The sequence below is a fragment of the Psychromonas hadalis ATCC BAA-638 genome, from assembly GCF_000420245.1.
GTDB lineage: Bacteria > Pseudomonadota > Gammaproteobacteria > Enterobacterales > Psychromonadaceae > Psychromonas > Psychromonas hadalis.
The window spans coordinates 1-18,015 of the sequence record NZ_ATUO01000077.1 but is presented as its reverse complement, the minus strand read 5'-3'; the positions used below and the strand labels follow the sequence as shown (position 1 = coordinate 18,015).

The 18,015-nt window shown below is 39.7% G+C and carries 23 protein-coding genes; 16 read left to right on the top strand and 7 right to left on the bottom strand.

The genetic code is table 11. The features are described from left to right. Positions 1 to 439 precede the first annotated feature (439 nt). The gene (locus tag G322_RS0110805) at positions 440 to 763 is read right to left on the bottom strand and encodes a cupin domain-containing protein (protein ID WP_022941800.1); all 324 of its coding nucleotides are present in this window, start codon (positions 761 to 763) and stop codon (positions 440 to 442) included. Positions 764 to 785: 22 nt separating this feature from the next. After that, complete coding sequence (locus G322_RS0110800; RefSeq protein ID WP_022941799.1) at positions 786 to 1,586, bottom strand: class I SAM-dependent methyltransferase; 801 nt, start codon at positions 1,584 to 1,586, stop codon at positions 786 to 788. Positions 1,587 to 1,786: 200 nt separating this feature from the next. On the opposite strand from G322_RS0110800, the gene G322_RS0110795 reads away from it, so the two are divergent. Beyond that, positions 1,787 to 2,485: a Crp/Fnr family transcriptional regulator gene (locus G322_RS0110795; RefSeq protein WP_022941798.1), complete on the top strand. Its 699-nt coding sequence runs from the start codon at positions 1,787 to 1,789 to the stop codon at positions 2,483 to 2,485. 243 nt (positions 2,486 to 2,728) lie between these two features. Beyond that, entirely contained in the window at positions 2,729 to 3,259 is a 531-nt protein-coding gene (locus G322_RS0110790) for a prepilin-type N-terminal cleavage/methylation domain-containing protein (RefSeq protein ID WP_022941797.1), read from the top strand. Positions 3,260 to 3,370: 111 nt separating this feature from the next. On the opposite strand, the gene G322_RS0110785 is transcribed toward G322_RS0110790, so the two are convergent. From G322_RS0110785 to hutW, 4 genes are read right to left on the bottom strand one after another with little or no spacing between them, the layout of a single operon-like run. Beyond that, on the bottom strand, positions 3,371 to 4,000 hold the full coding sequence (locus G322_RS0110785; RefSeq protein WP_022941796.1) for an SDR family oxidoreductase: 630 nt from the start codon (positions 3,998 to 4,000) through the stop codon (positions 3,371 to 3,373). A gap of 24 nt (positions 4,001 to 4,024) precedes the next feature. Beyond that, positions 4,025 to 4,576, bottom strand: a complete 552-nt coding sequence (gene hutZ, locus G322_RS0110780) for a heme utilization protein HutZ (RefSeq protein WP_022941795.1) — start codon at positions 4,574 to 4,576, stop codon at positions 4,025 to 4,027. Continuing rightward, positions 4,573 to 5,088: a heme utilization cystosolic carrier protein HutX gene (gene hutX / locus G322_RS0110775; protein ID WP_022941794.1), complete on the bottom strand. Its 516-nt coding sequence runs from the start codon at positions 5,086 to 5,088 to the stop codon at positions 4,573 to 4,575. Before hutX ends, hutZ begins: the two co-directional genes overlap by 4 nt. After that, positions 5,082 to 6,464, bottom strand: coding sequence for a heme anaerobic degradation radical SAM methyltransferase ChuW/HutW (gene hutW, locus G322_RS0110770; protein ID WP_022941793.1), 1,383 nt, complete (start codon positions 6,462 to 6,464; stop codon positions 5,082 to 5,084). The genes hutX and hutW overlap by 7 nt, the downstream gene beginning before the upstream one ends. Before the next feature lie 115 nt (positions 6,465 to 6,579). On the opposite strand from hutW, the gene G322_RS0110765 reads away from it, so the two are divergent. The 9 genes from G322_RS0110765 (at position 6,580) to G322_RS0110725 (ending at position 14,385) form a co-directional block, all read left to right on the top strand. Continuing rightward, a complete protein-coding gene (locus tag G322_RS0110765; protein WP_028866568.1) occupies positions 6,580 to 7,434 on the top strand; it encodes a heme/hemin ABC transporter substrate-binding protein in 855 nt (284 codons plus the stop codon). A gap of 14 nt (positions 7,435 to 7,448) precedes the next feature. After that, on the top strand, positions 7,449 to 8,480 hold the full coding sequence (locus tag G322_RS0110760) for a FecCD family ABC transporter permease (RefSeq protein ID WP_156873953.1): 1,032 nt from the start codon (positions 7,449 to 7,451) through the stop codon (positions 8,478 to 8,480). Positions 8,481 to 8,482: 2 nt separating this feature from the next. Then, positions 8,483 to 9,295 (top strand): heme ABC transporter ATP-binding protein, encoded by an 813-nt coding sequence (locus G322_RS0110755; protein ID WP_022941790.1) that lies wholly within the window; start codon positions 8,483 to 8,485, stop codon positions 9,293 to 9,295. Positions 9,296 to 9,401: 106 nt separating this feature from the next. Further along, positions 9,402 to 10,163: a DUF3450 domain-containing protein gene (locus G322_RS20555; protein WP_169337478.1), complete on the top strand. Its 762-nt coding sequence runs from the start codon at positions 9,402 to 9,404 to the stop codon at positions 10,161 to 10,163. Then, the gene (locus G322_RS20550; RefSeq protein ID WP_022941788.1) at positions 10,160 to 11,557 is read left to right on the top strand and encodes a MotA/TolQ/ExbB proton channel family protein; all 1,398 of its coding nucleotides are present in this window, start codon (positions 10,160 to 10,162) and stop codon (positions 11,555 to 11,557) included. Before G322_RS20555 ends, G322_RS20550 begins: the two co-directional genes overlap by 4 nt. Then, entirely contained in the window at positions 11,554 to 12,117 is a 564-nt protein-coding gene (locus G322_RS20545) for a MotA/TolQ/ExbB proton channel family protein (RefSeq protein WP_022941787.1), read from the top strand. Before G322_RS20550 ends, G322_RS20545 begins: the two co-directional genes overlap by 4 nt. Next, positions 12,114 to 12,518, top strand: coding sequence for an ExbD/TolR family protein (locus tag G322_RS0110735; RefSeq protein WP_022941786.1), 405 nt, complete (start codon positions 12,114 to 12,116; stop codon positions 12,516 to 12,518). The genes G322_RS20545 and G322_RS0110735 overlap by 4 nt, the downstream gene beginning before the upstream one ends. Next, positions 12,518 to 13,171 (top strand): energy transducer TonB, encoded by a 654-nt coding sequence (locus G322_RS0110730; RefSeq protein ID WP_022941785.1) that lies wholly within the window; start codon positions 12,518 to 12,520, stop codon positions 13,169 to 13,171. Before G322_RS0110735 ends, G322_RS0110730 begins: the two co-directional genes overlap by 1 nt. Next, positions 13,168 to 14,385 (top strand): tetratricopeptide repeat protein, encoded by a 1,218-nt coding sequence (locus G322_RS0110725; RefSeq protein WP_022941784.1) that lies wholly within the window; start codon positions 13,168 to 13,170, stop codon positions 14,383 to 14,385. The genes G322_RS0110730 and G322_RS0110725 overlap by 4 nt, the downstream gene beginning before the upstream one ends. On the opposite strand, the gene G322_RS0110720 is transcribed toward G322_RS0110725, so the two are convergent. Continuing rightward, the gene (locus tag G322_RS0110720) at positions 14,382 to 14,606 is read right to left on the bottom strand and encodes a hypothetical protein (protein WP_156873952.1); all 225 of its coding nucleotides are present in this window, start codon (positions 14,604 to 14,606) and stop codon (positions 14,382 to 14,384) included. The two genes, G322_RS0110725 and G322_RS0110720, sit on opposite strands and share 4 nt — an antisense overlap. 78 nt (positions 14,607 to 14,684) lie before the next feature. On the opposite strand from G322_RS0110720, the gene G322_RS0110715 reads away from it, so the two are divergent. From G322_RS0110715 to G322_RS21785, 5 genes are all read left to right on the top strand, one after another. Continuing rightward, positions 14,685 to 15,257: a DUF4136 domain-containing protein gene (locus G322_RS0110715; RefSeq protein WP_022941782.1), complete on the top strand. Its 573-nt coding sequence runs from the start codon at positions 14,685 to 14,687 to the stop codon at positions 15,255 to 15,257. A gap of 367 nt (positions 15,258 to 15,624) precedes the next feature. Continuing rightward, positions 15,625 to 16,281 carry a Qnr family pentapeptide repeat protein gene (locus G322_RS0110710; RefSeq protein ID WP_022941781.1) on the top strand — a complete coding sequence of 219 codons (657 nt, stop codon included), beginning with the start codon at positions 15,625 to 15,627 and terminating at the stop codon, positions 16,279 to 16,281. Between the two features lie 188 nt (positions 16,282 to 16,469). Then, positions 16,470 to 16,625 carry a hypothetical protein gene (locus G322_RS23900; protein WP_211217152.1) on the top strand — a complete coding sequence of 52 codons (156 nt, stop codon included), beginning with the start codon at positions 16,470 to 16,472 and terminating at the stop codon, positions 16,623 to 16,625. Further along, positions 16,619 to 17,320, top strand: coding sequence for an ABC transporter ATP-binding protein (locus G322_RS21790; protein ID WP_211217151.1), 702 nt, complete (start codon positions 16,619 to 16,621; stop codon positions 17,318 to 17,320). The genes G322_RS23900 and G322_RS21790 overlap by 7 nt, the downstream gene beginning before the upstream one ends. Beyond that, positions 17,313 to 17,897 carry an ATP-binding cassette domain-containing protein gene (locus tag G322_RS21785; RefSeq protein WP_051143761.1) on the top strand — a complete coding sequence of 195 codons (585 nt, stop codon included), beginning with the start codon at positions 17,313 to 17,315 and terminating at the stop codon, positions 17,895 to 17,897. Before G322_RS21790 ends, G322_RS21785 begins: the two co-directional genes overlap by 8 nt. Positions 17,898 to 18,015: the final 118 nt, after the last annotated feature.

The following is an 18,015-nucleotide window of genomic DNA, read 5'->3' as shown; positions in this document are numbered from 1 at the left end:
AGTGGTAAGCGTGAAACGGTGGTCTTGCTGGATATAGAGCAGATGTGTAAATTGACTAATTTTCCGTACATTGCGGGCAATAAAGCAAAACAGCCAAGCAGTGAAGCGTTATTTGGTTGCTGTAATTTATCCTTGAAATGGTTTTAAGAGAGATTAACACTGGTTGTATTGCGCAGGGAAACTCACCACTAACAAAGTGTGAGTTGCTCTTTTTGAGAGATTAACGACGTTAATCTCTCGCGGTAGCATTATACCAATCGGAATAAATAGCTGATCTATTTTACTGGTTAAAATAACTTACTTCTTCGTTGTAAGTTTCGTAAAGGGAACAACCATTTACGTCAACTTTCGCCTTGAATTAAGCTATTTTTCCTGCGTAAAATTTAGATCACATACTTAATCCAATTGGTATTATGCCTTGGTTGTTATTATGAAATGATTATTTAGGCTCTCTTAATAGATAAACCATTATCACAAGAGGTGTCTTTGCTATGACGCTATGGGGAAGTCGTGCATCCATATGTACCCATGCCCCCGCACTGACTTCTCTTATCTCCGATTCAAATGTTAGCGTTGCATTACCTTTTAATATTTGAATAATGGCAGGAACTGACGCGGTATGTTCAGACATTTCCTCTCCTTCGGCAAAGCCGAATATAACCGCTTTAAGGCGACCACTTTTGTAAACAGAGTGACTTGTAATACCTGCTTTAGGGATGTCGACCTCTTCTGCAAGATCATTAAATAGTGTGTATTCAAACATCGTAATATTTCCTTTTATTTCATTATTTTTTGGTGGCGACCAAGGTGATTGCTGCTAAATTATGACGGTGTTTTCTAAATACTTTTCGCATACCCAAAACCCGTTTTCTCGCTTCAGGCTTTAAGATTATATTCTTCGCTATATTTAGAAATCCAAGGAATCCTTCATCATCAATCATTCTTTTGGGCTCAAGAAGGTGCATTGGTGCGGTAACTTCATATTCAATATTAAATCCGTTGGCCTCTATCAGTTCTTTCCATTCAAAAGGTGTTATTGGTTTTGCTGGATGTTGAATAGTCTGAGCAACCTCTTTTTGTATTGTTTGTTTTTTAGTTGGATCTATCTCATTTGGTACAATACATAATTCATGAATGGCAAAGCGACCTCCAGATTTAAGAATACGAGAAGCTTCTGCAATTATTTCATTTTTTCTTGGATCTGTTTGCATGGTCAGCATTGCTTCGCCATAAACGACAGAAGCGGTTGCTTCTTCTAATGGCGTTTGTTGTGCATTGCCGATAATACAAGTTTGATTTTGGCCATTAAGGTAAGATCGTACAATCTCTGCTGCTTGTTCATTTTGTTCGATTGCAGTGTACTTTTGTGGTGATTTATCTAAACATAAACGCGCAGTGAAGCCCATTCCTGGTGCAAACTCAACAACGTGATCAGAACTGTTTATTTTTAAGCCGTCCAACATTTTAAGAGTCAGTTCTTTTCCCCCGGGTCGAAGTACTTTTTTACCTAATTGAGCGAGTACCCAATGACCAGGTGTTTTTGATGTTTTACGGCCTTCATTTGGCATCACAAGTTTTTCAGACATACTGACTCCTAAGAAAATATAACAATAGAGATGAAGAATAATGAAATAGCTATTACCGCTATTTTTTTAAAATAAGAACTTATTTCTGCCATGTGTAAAACCTCTCTGATATAATTTAATTGATAATGATTTCTATTATCGTATCCTATCAGTAATTATTTCATTTCTATCTTGATAATTGTCAATACAAAAGGAAAAGTATGTCTAATTCAATTATTTCTTTATTAAATGAGGCACAAAAAAAAGTGTTAATTGCGGCTGGGAAAACAGAAACTTTTAAAGCTGGCCACACTTTGTTTTTTCAGGGGGATGACGCAAAAGAGATGTATCTTGTAAAAAAAGGCAAAATATCATTATTTCGATTAATGCCTAATGGAGATGAAAAACTATTCGGCGTTTTTATAGCGGGTGATCTTATTGCTGAAATGGCAATGTTTATGACACCAAGAAAGTATCCAATGACGGCAAAAGTTGAACAGGAAACAGTTCTCTCTGTATTCGGTGATGAAACGATTACTGGTATTATTATGGATTCTCCTGAATTATCTATAAAGGTCATTACTTATATGAGTAATAAAATTGCTAAGTTAATGGATACGCTTAATATTCTTACTCAGGTGAATGCAAATCAGCGTCTCATCATGAAACTTGCTGAAATATATAATGATCAGCCTCAACACGAAGGGAAAATACACCTAACCGTCACTAAAAAATTGCTCGCTACTCAATTAGGGATGACACCAGAAACATTATCTAGAGTTTTTAAGAAGTTGAAAGACAGTGGTTTTTTGCAAGAGTCAGGGAATTACATCACAATTTTAAACATATCATTGTTGTGTAAGTCCGTTGATTTAGCGCCTGATTTATTTGCATGCCAAACTAATTGTAAGCGTATTTAATTCTTTGTATATCGTCAATTGTTTACAATTCACGTCATCAAATGACGTATTCTCGTGGAGTAATTAGGGATACAATTTAAAATATTAACCTGTTGGTTTTTTAAAATCATTGAAGGAAGTAGTGCTAATAAAAGTTAATACTATTGGCATAGTAATGTTAACAGTGTATAAACTACACCTTATTTAATAATGAAATAGTGGTACTTGTAACAACTATTTATCAATTTACCAAAAGGCTGAGTAATGAAGCGTAAAATTAATGGTTTTACATTGATTGAATTAATTGTTGTTGTCATTATTGTTGCAATATTGGGGGCAGTAGCAATCCCTAAATTTGTTGATTTAAGAAGTGATGCAGATTACGCCGTGTTTAATAGTCAGTTTAGTGCATTTGAAAGTGCGGTTAATTTATATCATAGCGTTTGGTTAGTTAAAGGCCATACAACAGCAATCGAAAATTTATCTGGATTTGGTAACAATGATGTAGATTCAAGTGATACGGGTTTTCCATTTGCAGTAAGTGGTAGCAAAACTGACATTTTCTATGCCTGTAAAGAATTATGGACTGGTATTACCAATACAAGTTTGACGATTGCTTATGTTACAGATGAAGATTTAGCAACGGCAGATGTTGATATTGCTTATACTTATAGCCCTGATCACTGTATTTACCGTGTATTACCCTTTAAGCAATCTGGCGATAAAACATTTGAGATGACGTATTATTTTATGACAGGAAAAGTTAATACAAAATTCAGAGAGTTCTCTCAGTGATCTTCCAAAGGTAATGATAAGTTATTAGGCTAGGGAGCATCTAAAGATGAACCCTTTAACTGCTTTATTTGCCTCAGAGCAGTGGTAAATGTTCGGCCTTTTAGTTATAGATTAAGTTAAAGTTGGATCAATACAAGCGTATATTTTTCCTATCGAAGCCCTATTTTTTAATAGTTGTTCAATGAGTTGTGCAACTTCCGCGCGAGTGATCACGCCGTGTATCTCTTGCTGTTGTGAAAGCTCTCCATGACCAGTTACCTGACCATCTCTTAACCCACCAGGACGTAAAATAGTGTACTCAAGAGTACTGCTTTGTAACCAAGACTCCGCTAAGCTTTTTTCTCGTAACGTGTCACCAAATGCATTTTTAGCTCCCTGTGAGAGGGTTTTCCATGAATCACCACAGCCTAACGAAGTGACCATTAAAAAGCGTGATATGTTGTTTTTTTGTAGGTGATCAATCAGTAGACGATGACCCATGTAGTCCACAGGCTCATCAACTCTAAAACTACCCATGCAGGAGATAACCCAATCATCACTTTTTGCTTGTGTCATGAAATGGGTAATATCTTGCTGTTTTAGGGCGTCACCTTGCAACCATGTAATATTGTTGAGTTTAATTGCTTGTACTTTATTGAGATCTCGTACCATCGCCATGATTTGGTAACCTTGAGCGCTAAAGTATTTCGCTATCTCAAGGCCTAATCCCTGACTTGCACCATATAGCCAGATTTTTTTCATTTAACTACCTTTAATTACCTTTATTTAACTTTCTACGCTCTTCTCTTTAGTTTTATCAATCGTTTGATGCCCCTGATTTAAGTGCACAAAGTCGATAAGATCGTCTGCGCCCACTTGGAATGCTTTACCAAACCCTTTCACAAACAAACCATTTTCTGGTTGTAGCTGGAAAAGGGTAAAATCGGCCATGTTACTGAGGTTATCGATGATCTCACCAAATCTATTTTGTAGAGCGTCGATGCCTATTTTCCATTGCGCTGTATCACGCTCAATAACCACGGCTTGTGCTTCATAGGTTAAACGTTTGCGCGCGTGGAGCATTTTTGAATTCTGTTCGTCTTCAATCATCATAAACGAGATGTGTGGATTGGCGAGTAAGTTACGCGCATGGCACGCTATTTTAGAGATTAAAATATAATAACCATCATCAAGTAATACAAAGGGGGTGTAACTGACGTTTGGTTTTCCCTCGGCGCTAATTGTTGCCAGTTGTAGGGTGCGACGAGACTCTCTAAACGCTTTAATTTCAGGGCCTAAACGATTTTGTAAACGCTCTTTTTTTACTTCAATATTCATACTTTTTGCCCATACTTTATTTTTAATTGTTGAAATTTTTCAACTTGATCGGTTAATAGTTGACGTTTTTTATCACGTCCGAGGTAGATCTTAAACATGCTATTTCCTTGCTGGGTGAAAAAACCGAAATAGTGACTTTCACTGTGACGAAAGGGCTTGCTGACGAGAGCGATATCGGTGATTAGATCGAGTTTTAGATGACCGTGAAGTTCACCCTCTCTGCCCATTAAGTTATAATAGCCGTGTGCGAATTTTCCTTTGGGAAAAGGGGCCTTTACTTCAAAAATAGAACCTTCACTGTGTATGATGGTGGTGACATTTCCCCAAGAGGTTAACTCGCTAAGCAATGATTCTGCTTGATCTCCACCGATACGGGTGGTCATCTGTGGATCAAAAGCGAAAACAACCTGCGCTTCCGATGAATTTAATTGCTGTGCGATTTCACTGGGTAGTTTTCCTGGTTCATCTGCTAAAATGCGTTGTACTTGTTGTTTAAATTGCTCTGTTAACATGCTTTTTTCCTATTGCTGTCGTTTATAAATCGCTCATCTTGTTGCAATGCGCCGATAAGATTTTGTGCTAAAGTGACATTCCAAAACTCGCCTGCAAGGGTAAGTGTTAAATAATCATCTTCAATATTAACCAGTCCCTTTTCTTGCCAAATTTCAAACAATGGCAAACAGTATTGGAAAAGATCAAATCCGAGTGTTTTAAATAGTTTTCTGCGCGATAATACGCCATGGTCAAAGGCGACTTTTATACTGGCATGTGTGGAGGCCGAAGCCGATTGTTTGGTCATCATTGCTAGTGAGTGTTGGTGGGTTTTTACTTCCTCTATGTACTCTTTTAACATGCGGTGTTGCATTAAACCAAATCCACCTACATTACCCCCTGCGCCACAGCCCACAGGCAGTACTTCGGCATCTGTTTTTGCTAAGCTATTGTAAATGCTACGTTCGCGTTTATCCGTTGCCCAGTGATTTACGCTTAAACGGGTGATGTGGTGTTTATCCATAAAGTGAACACCGGCTTTAAACATTAATGCTTTTTCAGCACTGGTTGCAGGATCTGGCAGTCGACCATTTTCAATCATTTTTACCATCGGCATACCACCAAGCTCTATCAGTTGATAGAGATCAACACCATGCACACCTGTTTCTAAAAAATCATTGAGATCTTGTTTCCAAATATCAAGGGTCTGATACGGTAAGCCAAACAGCAGATCGATCACAATAGGTGCCGCATTTTGCTGGCTTAATTGATGTAAACGTTGCATCACCACTTCGCGATCATCAAGGCGTTTGGCTGCTCTGCGCACTTTAGTATTAAAACTCTGCACCCCAAATGAGAAGCGGTTAAATCCACCCTCTAATGCGTTATCGAACATCTCTTCAGAAAACTTGTTAATTCTGCCTTCAAGGGTCATTTCACAATCGTTAGTTAGTGGGAATAGGTTGCGGATTGTATTGCCAAGTTGAAAAACTTGTTGTGGAGATAAATCTGTAGGTGTACCACCGCCGATATAGACCGCTTGAAAGGGGGCTATTTGTGTCCAAGGTTGATTTGCTTTCCATTTAAGCTCAATAAGCAGAGCATTAAAGTAATCATCTATCATCGATTTTTGTGCTGCATTTTGGAAAAAATTACAAAAAGTACAGCGCACACGACAAAATGGAATGTGAACATAGAGGCAACGATTTTTAGCGTAAACTTGGGTATTTTGTAATGCATTTTGCAAGTAAGTAAATTTTTTATTATCTGAAATTATTTCTGTTTTAGCGCCTGCATGTGCTGCTTTTTTTTTGGTAAAAGCAAATAGCAAGGGATCGGGGGTATCTAATCCTAATAATTTCGGATCTAACTGGTTGGTATCTATTTGATTATTCATTACAAACACTTTTTTCAAGACATTTAAGATGCTAATAATAATTATTATCACTACCAAATGCAAATGGTAATTGATACCATGTTGTAATTATTGCTCTTTTAAGAAAGGAAAAATTGTGTTTTCGAATAAACTAATGAAATTTATTGTGTCGATAGTATTACTCTCCCATTGTATATTAAGCCAAGCGGCGTCTATTAAACCCCGTATTATTAGTGTGGGTAATGCCGTCACAGAGCTTATTTATGCACTCGATGCACAGGATCAACTTATTGCGGTTGATGTGACTAGTCACTTACCTAAAGAGTCAGTCTTAGCAAAGGTAGGTTATCATCGTCAACTTTCTGCAGAAGGTCTGATTGCCCTTAATCCAACGCGTATTATCGGCTCTGATGAGATGGGCCCCGATTCAACATTAGTGTTACTTAAACAGGTGGGCATTAAGGTTGATATTATTAATACTGAGGCGAGTATTGCGGGGTTATTAAAACGGGTTGATGAGCTTGCAAAAATAACCAAAAAAGAAAAAAACAGTCAAGCGTTAAAAGCGAAAATTAAGCACAGTGTTGCGCTGTTAAAAAGTAACTTACCTGCTCGTTCAGAGAAAAAAAAGGTGTTGTTTCTAATGATCCATGAAGGTCGCCCTGCAAATGTTGCCGGTAGAGAGACCAGTGCCGATGAGATCATTCGTTTAGCGGGGGCAATTAATCCTGCCGCTGTGCATTTAAGCTCCTACAAACCGTTAGCAATGGAATCGCTGGTGGCGATGCAGCCCGATGTTATTTTAGTGAGTGAGCGTAGCTTTAATAAAATGGGTGGAATCGATGCGATTTTAGCTGCCTTACCGACGTTAGTCGCCACCCCAGCAGGTCAAAATAGAGCCATTGAAGTGATTGATGGCACCGCACTGTTAGGTGGTTTGGGGCTGAAAAGTTTAGCGGAAGCGAAGCGTTTAAATGGCTTATGGTATTAACGGAGCGCATGATAATGTTACGTCAGATACCGTTTTCGTTATTGATGATATTCGGCTCCTCTTTATTGCTACTGATTGCTGTTTTTTCGATTGTTGTTGGTCCTATGTCTATCTCTCTTAGCGATAGTTTTAAAGGCTTAACCCCTTGGGCAGATGAATTGCCAAGTCATATCCAACTGGTTATCCACCAAATTCGCCTACCACGCACATTGCTGTGTATGAGTGTTGGCGCTATTTTGGCGATCAGTGGTACGGTGATGCAAGGTTTGTTTCGTAACCCACTGGCAGAGCCGGGTATTATTGGTGTTTCTGCGGGGGCGGGATTGGGCGCTGCCATTGCCATTGTCGTTTTCTCCTCTGTTGCGATGCAATACCCTCTGTTGATGAACATTGCTGCTGTGCCATTGTTTGCATTTTTAGGCGGTGCGCTGACCACACTGTTGGTTTATTCCTTAGGCACAAGCAAACAGGGGACATCCGTTGCAGTGATGTTACTTGCAGGTGTTGCGATTGGCGCGCTATCGGGTGCGGGTATTGGTTACTTAAACTTTATTGCCGATGATCAGATGTTACGTGATCTCTCGCTCTGGTCGATGGGATCGCTCGCGGGGGCAACATGGTCAAGTATCATGCTTGCTACCGTGAGTTTAGTGATTTTATTAACTATTTTTATGCGTAACGCCAAAGGATTAAATGCGCTGTTATTAGGCGAAGCGGAGGCCGGGCATTTAGGCATTAATACTCAAAAACTCAAACGCCGACTGATTTTATTAACCGCTGCGGGGGTTGGGGTCACGGTGAGTATCTCGGGCATGATAGGATTTATTGGTTTAATCGTTCCTCATTTAGGGCGCATGATGACCGGCCCTGATCATAAAGTTTTATTGCCCTTATCGGCGGTGATGGGGGCTTTATTATTAACCATTGCGGATATGATTGCGCGTATTGCTGTTACACCCGCAGAGCTTCCTGTAGGTATTGTCACTGCTATTATTGGCGCACCTTTCTTTTTGTATCTGCTGTTTAAACAGCGTGGGAGGATGTGAACATGCCCTTAATAAGTAACCTAACGATTAAAAAAAGTGCCATGCACTGCCAACACTTGCACCTCAAATTAGGTGGGAAAGTTATTTTAGATGATATCAATTTACAGATTCATCAAGGTGAAGTGACCACCTTATTAGGGCCTAATGGTGCAGGAAAAAGTAGCTTACTCAAAATATTGTCGGATGAGATAAAAGCAACGGCCAATACACATTGTGAGATAAGCTATTTTAATGAGCCTAAAGCGCGTTGGGATCGTGGCAAACTCGCTAAACATGTTGGGATCTTGCCACAACAAAGTAGTTTAACGTTTGCATTTACCGTTAGAGAGGTGGTGGAGCTAGGTTTATTGCCACTGTCCTTATCACGCAAACAAGCCAATGCGGTTGTTGATGATACGTTACAAAAAGTGGATGTGTTGCACCTTGCCGATCGTTTATATCCGCTATTATCGGGAGGCGAAAAACAGCGCGTTCATTTTGCGCGAGTATTAACACAGATAAGCCAAGCAGGTGATAAAACCATTTTAATGTTAGACGAACCGACATCGGCACTGGACCTTTCCCATCAACATAATACCCTTTCCATCGCACGTACCATGGCTAATCAAGGCGCTGCGGTGATTATTGTATTGCATGATCTTAATCTTGCTGCCCAATATTCAGATCGTGTGCTTATTTTAAATGAAGGTAAAATTCAGGCAGATGGCACACCGTGGCAAGCATTGACCGCACCAATGATAGAGCAAGTTTATCAACATAAAGTGCAGGTTCTAAAACACCCAAGTGCCGATTACCCTGTCGTTTATGCACTTTGATCATAGCAGAGCATTAAAATTTAGTTTTTTTCTATCAACTCTATATTTACATTGGTAATGTTATCGATTATCATTAAGATTGTTTTTTCACATGGAAACGACTATTGTGTCTTTGCTCAAAATAATAACCCCTACATTGCTATTGCTCTGTTTTTCTAGCGTGGTTTACGCCACTGATGTTGAAAAACTGCAAAAAAATACACTGATTGATCAACGCCAAAGCCAACAAGCGCAACTTAAAATTAATCAGCTAGATACGCAAAAAATCGCGTTAATTGAGTTGGTTAAAAGTCTACAAGCCGAGGCGCAAAGCTTAGAGGTTTATAACCAGTATTTGGGGCGCTTATTAGCAGATCAAGCAAATGAAAAACGATCGTTAAATACGCAGATAAGCAGTGTCACTGAAATACGCCAAGGTCTTGTTCCTTTGATGATGTCGATGCTTGAAAACCTACAAGCTTTTATTGAATTAGATTCGCCGATGTTAATTACAGAGCGTCAAGCACGCTTATTACAGTTACAAAATATGATGCAAAAAGCAGATGTTAGTGATGCTGAAAAGTTTCGTCGTTTGTTAACCGCTTATCATATTGAGGCCGAATATGGCCGCAAGATGGGCCAATACCAAGGGAATTTAACCATTGAGGGTGTGGTTCGTACGGTTAACTATTTCTATTTAGGGCGTGTTGTTTTTGTGGCGGTTTCTTTGGACAGCAAAAGCGTGTGGTTGTGGGATCGTGACAGTCATCACTGGTTAACCATTGATGCCTCTTATGCGCGTGATATTAACCAAGCGATCCGTATTGCTAAAAAAACGGATATTCCTGCGCTGTTAAAATTGCCACTGTTAAATAAGGTCAACGGATGAAAATTTTTATTTTATTGGCACTGATTTTCAGTTTGCCGGTTTTCTCTTCTCAAAATTCACTGGATGAATTGTTATTAAAGGTTAAGTCACAACAGTTGCAAAATCGTAGTGTTGAAGCGCAGCGTGATAGTGATTTTTCTGCTGACTTAAGTGTTTGGCAAGCGCGATTAGAAACAGTGCAACAACGTTTAGCGAATGCGCAACAAGACGCGATTGAAAAAGGGCAAGCGTTTGATAACAATGAAAAATCATTGGCTGATCTGACCGCTGCATTAGCATTAAGCAAAGAGAATTTAGGTGAGTTATTTGGTGTGGTACGTCAGGTATCTGCTGATTTCTCGGGGCAGATACAAGGCTCTGTTATCTCTGCGCAATACCCGCAACGCAACCATTTTGTTAACGATTTAGCACAGCGCAAAACATTGCCTGCGTTGAGTGAGTTAGCGCAACTGTGGTTTATCATGCTGCAAGATATGACTGAATCGAGCAAGGTGGTCAATTTTTCAACCACAGTGTTAGATGCACAGGGGGTTGCCAGCATTAAAGAGGTGACACGTTTTGGTGCTTTTAATTTGGTGACTAATGCAGCACAAGGCGCGTCGAAATACCTTGTGATTGATAGCCAGTCTGAACTTCCTCAACCACTCGCGCGACCTGTTGCGAGTGATGTGCAAAGTACATTAGACAGTTGGCAAGAGAATTGGCAGGAAAAAAATAAGCGCTTAAAACCTTTCTATTTTGATCCCGCTAAAGGTGAGTTATTAACGGTTTTATCACGTACACCAACGTGGGCGGAGCGTACTCAACAGGGTGGAATTATTGGTTATATCATCCTCTCTATTTTACTGTTTGGGTTATTAGTGGCTGCGGTGCGTTTCTTTTTATTAACCAAAGAATCACTGAAAATGAAAGCGCAGTTAAAAGAAGGCAAGGCGAATAATAATAATGCACTTGGGCGTATCTTGTCTATTTACCAAGAGAATAAAACCCAATCAACGCAACTGTTAGAGCTTAAAATTGAAGAGGCAGTATTGCGTGAAATACCAAGACTAGAGCGTGGCTCCAGTGTATTAAAAGTGTTAGCCGCGATTGCACCGATGATGGGATTATTAGGCACTGTTACGGGCATGATTGGTACTTTTCAGTCGATCACACTCTTTGGTACGGGCGATCCTAAATTGATGGCGGGTGGTATCTCAATGGCGCTGATAACGACGGTGATGGGATTGATTGCTGCTTTGCCATTGTTGCTCATTCATAGTTTACTGCATAGCCGTGCCAATAGTTTGATTAATATTATTGAGCAGCAAAGTGCAGGGTTAATTGCATTGCAAGCTGAGCAGGAGGAAAAATCGGTTAGTGAATTACCCGCTGAGTTGAGTCGATGCGCATGAATTGGCTTTATGACCGATTTTATCTGATTGAGCATTTTATTATCAGTGGTGGCCCGGTGTTATTGGCCATTGCGCTGCTTTTATTATTGTTATGGTTATTGATGATTGAGCGGGCTTATTACCAGTTTGTTCTGTTTCCCTGTTATCAGAAAAAATTAGTGTCTCAATGGTTACAACGCAGTGATAGGCAATCGTGGTTCGCGTTGCAGATAAGACAAGCAGAGTTAGCGCAATCGTCGCTGTTATTAAAACAGAACATGGATTTTTTAAATGCGCTGATCAAGATGTTTCCACTGCTTGGTTTACTGGGTACGGTGAGTGGCATGATCCAAGTGTTTGATGTTGTGGCGGTGCATGGTACGGGCAATCCAAGATTACTGGCCTCGGGTATTTCACTGGCAACTATTCCAACGATGGCAGGTTTAGTGTGTGCTTTATCTGGGTTATTCATATTTTCACGTTTGCAGAGTCGTGCTAAAGCACTGCTGGCCGATTTAGCATTGAAACTGGTGAATGATCAGCAATGTAGCCGATTAAAAGAGCGAGAGAGTAGACAATGAGAAGAAGAAGAGTTCGCCCCGAAGATGATAGCCTAATTGATATGACACCGATGTTAGATGTGGTGTTTATTATGCTCATTTTCTTTATTGTGACCACCTCATTTGTACGTGAGTCAGGTTTAGAAGTGAACCGCCCCAGTGCGGCGACGGCAACAGAGCAAAGTAAAGCGGGTATTTTTGTGGCCATTAAAGACAGTGGTGAAATTTATATCGACAGAAAACAGGTTGATGTACAGCGTGTACGTGCCAGTTTAGAGCGCCTTATCGCCTCACAAGGTGAAGTAGGTTTGGTGATTCAAGCAGATCAAGATACACGCCATGGCATTGTGGTTAAGGTGATGGATGCCGCGCGTGAAGCGGGTATTAAGCAGATTTCAGTGGCTGCTAAGGCAGATCAATAATGCGTTTTTTGGTTGCTTGTTTATGCGCACCTATTATCACCTTTGCGCTGTTACTGTTTATGGCAGGACTGATTAATCAACAGGTTAATCAGTCGCAACAACACCAAGAGAATCCCTATTTTGATCTGGTGATGGTAAACAAAGATGAATCGTTTGCATCACGCACACGTAAAAAACCTATCCCACCGAAACCACAGCCGGTGAAAAATATCGAATCAACCGAGATAAAACCAAGCCATGTCAGTAACCCGAACATGAGTGCCACACCGGAACTGCCTAGCTTGGATCTCTCTAGTAATGTTTCTGCAATGGCCATTTCAATGCCGGGTATTGAAAGTATGCAGTTGCCTATTGCAGCAGCCGTGTCTGGTGAAATGATGGCAATGCCGTTATATCGTATTGAACCACGTTATCCTCGTAAAGCATTACGTTTGGGTAAGCAGGGTTATGTGGTTTTATCCTTTGATATTAATGAAGCGGGTAGAGTGGTTAATATCCAAGTATTACAGGCAAAACCTAAACGCCTGTTTGAGCGAGAAGCAAAACGCGCCCTGAAAAAATGGAAATATAAACCAATGTTAATGAACGGTAAAGCAGTCAGTCAATTGGGTCAAAAGATACGTCTTGATTTTAAAATGGAGTCTGCAATATGAAATTAGTGAGTAAACCGATACTGCTATTTTTATCTGCCTTTTTTTTATTGACACTGCTGTTTGTTAATCCACTTTATGCTGCCAAAAAGTTTAGCTTAAGCCCTAAAGTGGGTTTACAAGTCGCTGTGGTATTTGAGCTTTATGAGTTGGGTAAATCATCACAAGCGTTAGCCAAAATCAGTAAAATTCGTCCTCGCAGCGCCTTTGATAAAGCCTATATACAACGCTTTAAAGGCAATTTATTTTGGGAAGCAGGAGAGGAAAAAAAGGCATTGCAGGCGTTGGAAATAGCCGTTGCTGAAAATGCACTGGCAGATAAAGAGCAACAGCAAAGTCAGCGCATGTTAGCGGATCTGTATTTAAATCAAAAACAAACCGTGAATGCGATTAAGCTGTATAAACAACTCATTGTCAGTCAGCCCAGTGAAGATCTCTACAAACATTTGGCGATCACTTATTATCAGCAAAAATCATGGCTTAAGCTAGTGGATGCGACCCACAATGCGATTAAATTAAGCCGTGAATTTAATCAGAGTGTGCATATTTTACAACTCAGCGCGCTTTATGAATTGAAAGATTATAAAAGAGCTAGCCAAACACTGCTTAAATTGACCAAGCAAGACCCAATCGCCAAGCGCTGGTGGATGCAATTAGCATCAACTTATCGCCTATTAAAGCAGGATAAAAAAGCCCTCGCCACCTATGAGCTTGCTTATCAGCAGGGGTTTATAAGCAGTAGCAGCGAAATCAAACAGCTTGCCTCTTTTCGTGCGGCTTTAGGTGCGCCTTATCAAGCCGCCTTGTTACTCGAATCGGCGATTAACAATCAACAAGTTAGTGCCAATGCAAAAAGTTATAAAATGCTGGCGATGTTTTGGCAAGTTGCCCGTGAACATGATAAAGCACAGCAATATTGGGGGAAAAGTGCCGTCTTAAGTGGCAACACGTTACACTATTTAACCCAAGTACAGTTATTACATCTACTCGGGCGCTACGATAAAATGTTGACAGTGTTAGCGATGATAAAACCAGACAGCATCACGTTACAAGGGAAAGTCGCATTAACACAGGTACAGGCTTTATTTGAACTTAAAAAATATCAACAGGCGAAACGCATTGCCAACGCATATGTTGATAATCCAAGTTGTAAAAAGCGGGCATTACAGTGGGTTCGATTATTAGAAACGCGCACCCAGAATCAGTTTTCAGGTTAATACTTACGCCAATTGAGGCAATGTTTTCGTTGTGCTTGACGTATTAATGAATGGTGGGCGATCACCCACAGGTAGCGTGAATTGAGTGTAATTAATTGGTAACAATTGAGCCCTAACAAACGTGCATTTTTTGTTACTGCTTGTAACAACAATATATTATCAGTGCTGATCGTTCTGTTTTTAATGTTAAGCTGCGTTGGTAGTGGTGCGTTATCCATCATTGCCTCTGTGATATGATTGAACTTACCTTAAATGATAATAGATACCATCTACATTGCAACTATTTTAAAAGGATAAATATGAATAACATTAAATTAATGATTATTATTAGCAGTTTGTTAGTGATTATTTCTGGTTGTGCAGCGCCACAAGCCAAAGTAGATTTCGATAAAAACAGTAAAATAGATACCAGCCATTATCAAACCTTTGCTTGGTTAAATGAGGCAAAAATACTCGCCCCTGCAATAGACATTAACCCTGTGATGAAAGTGCGTGTTGATGAAGCGATTGAAGCCGCCTTTATTAGCAAAGGTTACCAACTGATAGATGATGCGAAAAAAGCTGATTTTGCTATCTCATACAGTGTGGGCAATCGTGAAAAAATTAAAGTACACAGTTACCCTGTTGCTTATCGTAGTCGTTTCAGTTGGGGAGGTGGTTATCATCGTGGTCGTTATAATGATCTATTAATAACCACGGAGACACAGGTAACACAGTATACCGAGGGCAAACTTGCCATTGATGTTTATGATGTAACATCACACCAACCTGCATGGCATGGTTGGGCAATAAAGCGTCTTAGCGCAAAAGATAAAGAGGTGCCTTCAGCTTCTATCAAAGCCATTATTGAAAAAGTGGTAGCGCAGTTTTAATCGCAATGAAATTCATGAAGTGATCAAGTATTGTGCAAAGAACATTAGCACGTACAAGGCTTGATTATTTCCTTTGGAGAAGTTCTCTGCGTTATTAATAAAGGTAAAATCCCATCAAAAAAGACCAGAAATTTAATGGAAATGGAACGGTTCTAGAGCTTTCTATCGTATCTAATATAACAATTAAAACTTTTTTCTCGGTAGGGCGACAAGCTTAGTTGCCATAAAACCTGTCACAGTGCCATTTAACCCCCTTAGCGACACGATTTGAGGTGTTTTTAATGCGTTGTTTTTAAAGGATAAAATAGATTGGATCTTATTCGTTTAACGGTGTTAATCTGCTTACCATCTTCATTGGAGAGCAATAATGATCAATAAAAATAAAACCTTTCATGAGCACGACTTTTCACAGCAATCTTTACAAGAATCAATCTTTGATAAGTGTCATTTTTATAACTGTAATTTTAGTCGCGCAGATTTAAGAGATGCAACATTCATAAATTGCCATTTTATCAAATCAGGGGAAACAGTAGGTTGTCAGTTTTATTACACCGATTTGCGTGATGCAAGTTTTAAACAATGTAAGTTAGCGATGGCAAATTTCCAAGGGGCAAACTGTTTTGGCATTGAGTTTAGAGAGTGTGATTTACAGGGGGCTAATTTTTTAAAAACAAACTTTGTTAACCATATTTCCCATCAAAGTTACTTTTGCTCTGCTTACATTACAGGTTGTAATCTTTCTTATGCAAACTTTGAAAGACAGTGCATTGAGAAGTGTGACCTGTTTGAAAATCGCTGGAGAGGTGCAAATTTACAAGGAGCTTCTTTTAAAGGTTCTGATTTAAGTCGTGGTGAGTTTTCTACTGAAAATTGGGAGCAATTCAATCTGCAATATTGTGATCTTACCCACAGTGACTTGTATGGCTTAGATCCACGACGCGTGAACTTAACGGGCGTCAAAATATGTGAGTGGCAGCAAGAACAATTGTTAGCGCCTCTTGGGTTGATTATTTTACCCGGTTAACCATCCTGAATGTTGTTGTAAACCACTTTGCGACTGAGTGGTCTATTTTTATTTTTTCATCACATCATCAACGATCAAAAAACACCCAATATCCCAATTAGCACATCAAACAGTTAAAAGTCTTTAACCTTTAGTTGTTATTGATTGTCATTTTCATTGTTGTTCTATTTATCTAAAAAGGGAATTCAATGAAAAGTAATAATGAAGTGCAACCTTTATTACAAGTTAAAGATCTGGTGGTGAATATATCACCGATGATGGGGCTTTTCGCGCGGTTGATAATGTCAGTTTTGATATTGCACCGGGGAAGTGTTTGGTTTAGCGGAGGCGTCGGGCTGTGGTAAAAGTACTATTGCATTTGCAAAAGCCACCTGCAATTATTCCAAGTGGTGAGATTCTTTATAAAGGGGTGGATCTTTTAAATCTTTCTGATGCTGAGTTACAAGCGTCTCGCTGGACAAAAATGGCGATGGTTTTCCAGAGTGCAATGAACTCCTTAAACCCAGTGATCACCATTGAAGAGCAGTTTTGTGATGTGATTTTAAGACACACTAAAATGACTCGAACAGAGGCGATTGAGCGCGCGACGCAGTTGATGGAGGTGGTTAAAATTCCGCGTGAACGTATTCGTGATTATCCGCATCAATTCCCTGATGGTATGCGCCAGCGTTTAGTTATCGCTATCTATTTGGTGTTAAACGCACAATTGATTGTGATGGATGAACCTACCACGGCATTAGATGTGGTGGTACAGGGTGAAATTTTACAGCAGATCTACCAATTAAAAGATGAGTTTGGTTTCTCTATTTTTTTTATTACTCACGATTTAAGCTTAATGGCACAGTTTTGTGACCGCATTGGCATTATGTACAAGGGCAAGTTAGTGGAGGTGAATGATGCACAGGAGATACGAAAATATCCGCGCCATCCTTACACCAAAAAGCTTTGGTCTGCGTTCCCCTCTATTCATGAAAGGCGTAAGCACTTCTTGATTTTGTTCCAAAAATTGTTAACGCATAACAGAGGGCGCTATGTCTAAAGCAACTACATCAGAATTAAATTCGTCAGAGTCAAGCCCCCCGATTATTGAGATGAATAATATCGTCAAAGATTTCCACAGCAAAGGTTTTGCTAATACGGGTGTTTTTCGCGCTTTAAATGGCATTAATTTTAAAATTTACAAAGGGCGCGCACTGGCTTTAGTCGGTGAATCGGGTTGTGGGAAAAGTACCTGTGTACGTTTGATCACTAAAATTGAGAATCCAACTGAGGGAAAAATTCTGTTTCATGGCAAAGATATTTCGACCATTACCAAACGTAAAGATCTTTTAGATTATCGTAAAAGCGTACAGATGATTTTCCAAGACCCATTTAGCTCATTGAATCCTACCCATACTATTCATCATCATCTTAGTCGCGCGTTACTGATTCATGATCGTTGCTCTAAAAAACCTAAAAAATTACGCGCACGTATTGAGGAGCTATTAGCACAGGTTGAACTACCCGCTTTAACGGCGGATAAATTCCCACATGAACTCAGTGGTGGTCAACGTCAGCGTGTCAATATGGCGAAAACATTAGCAGTAGGCGCTGTGATGAGCCGACATCAATGTTAGATGTTTCTATTTGCATTGGGGTGTTATACCAATCCGCATAAGTATCTGATCTATCTTGTTGGTTAAAATAATAAATAGCGACGTTGCATTCAATCGCAATAGCTAGCTATTACTCAAT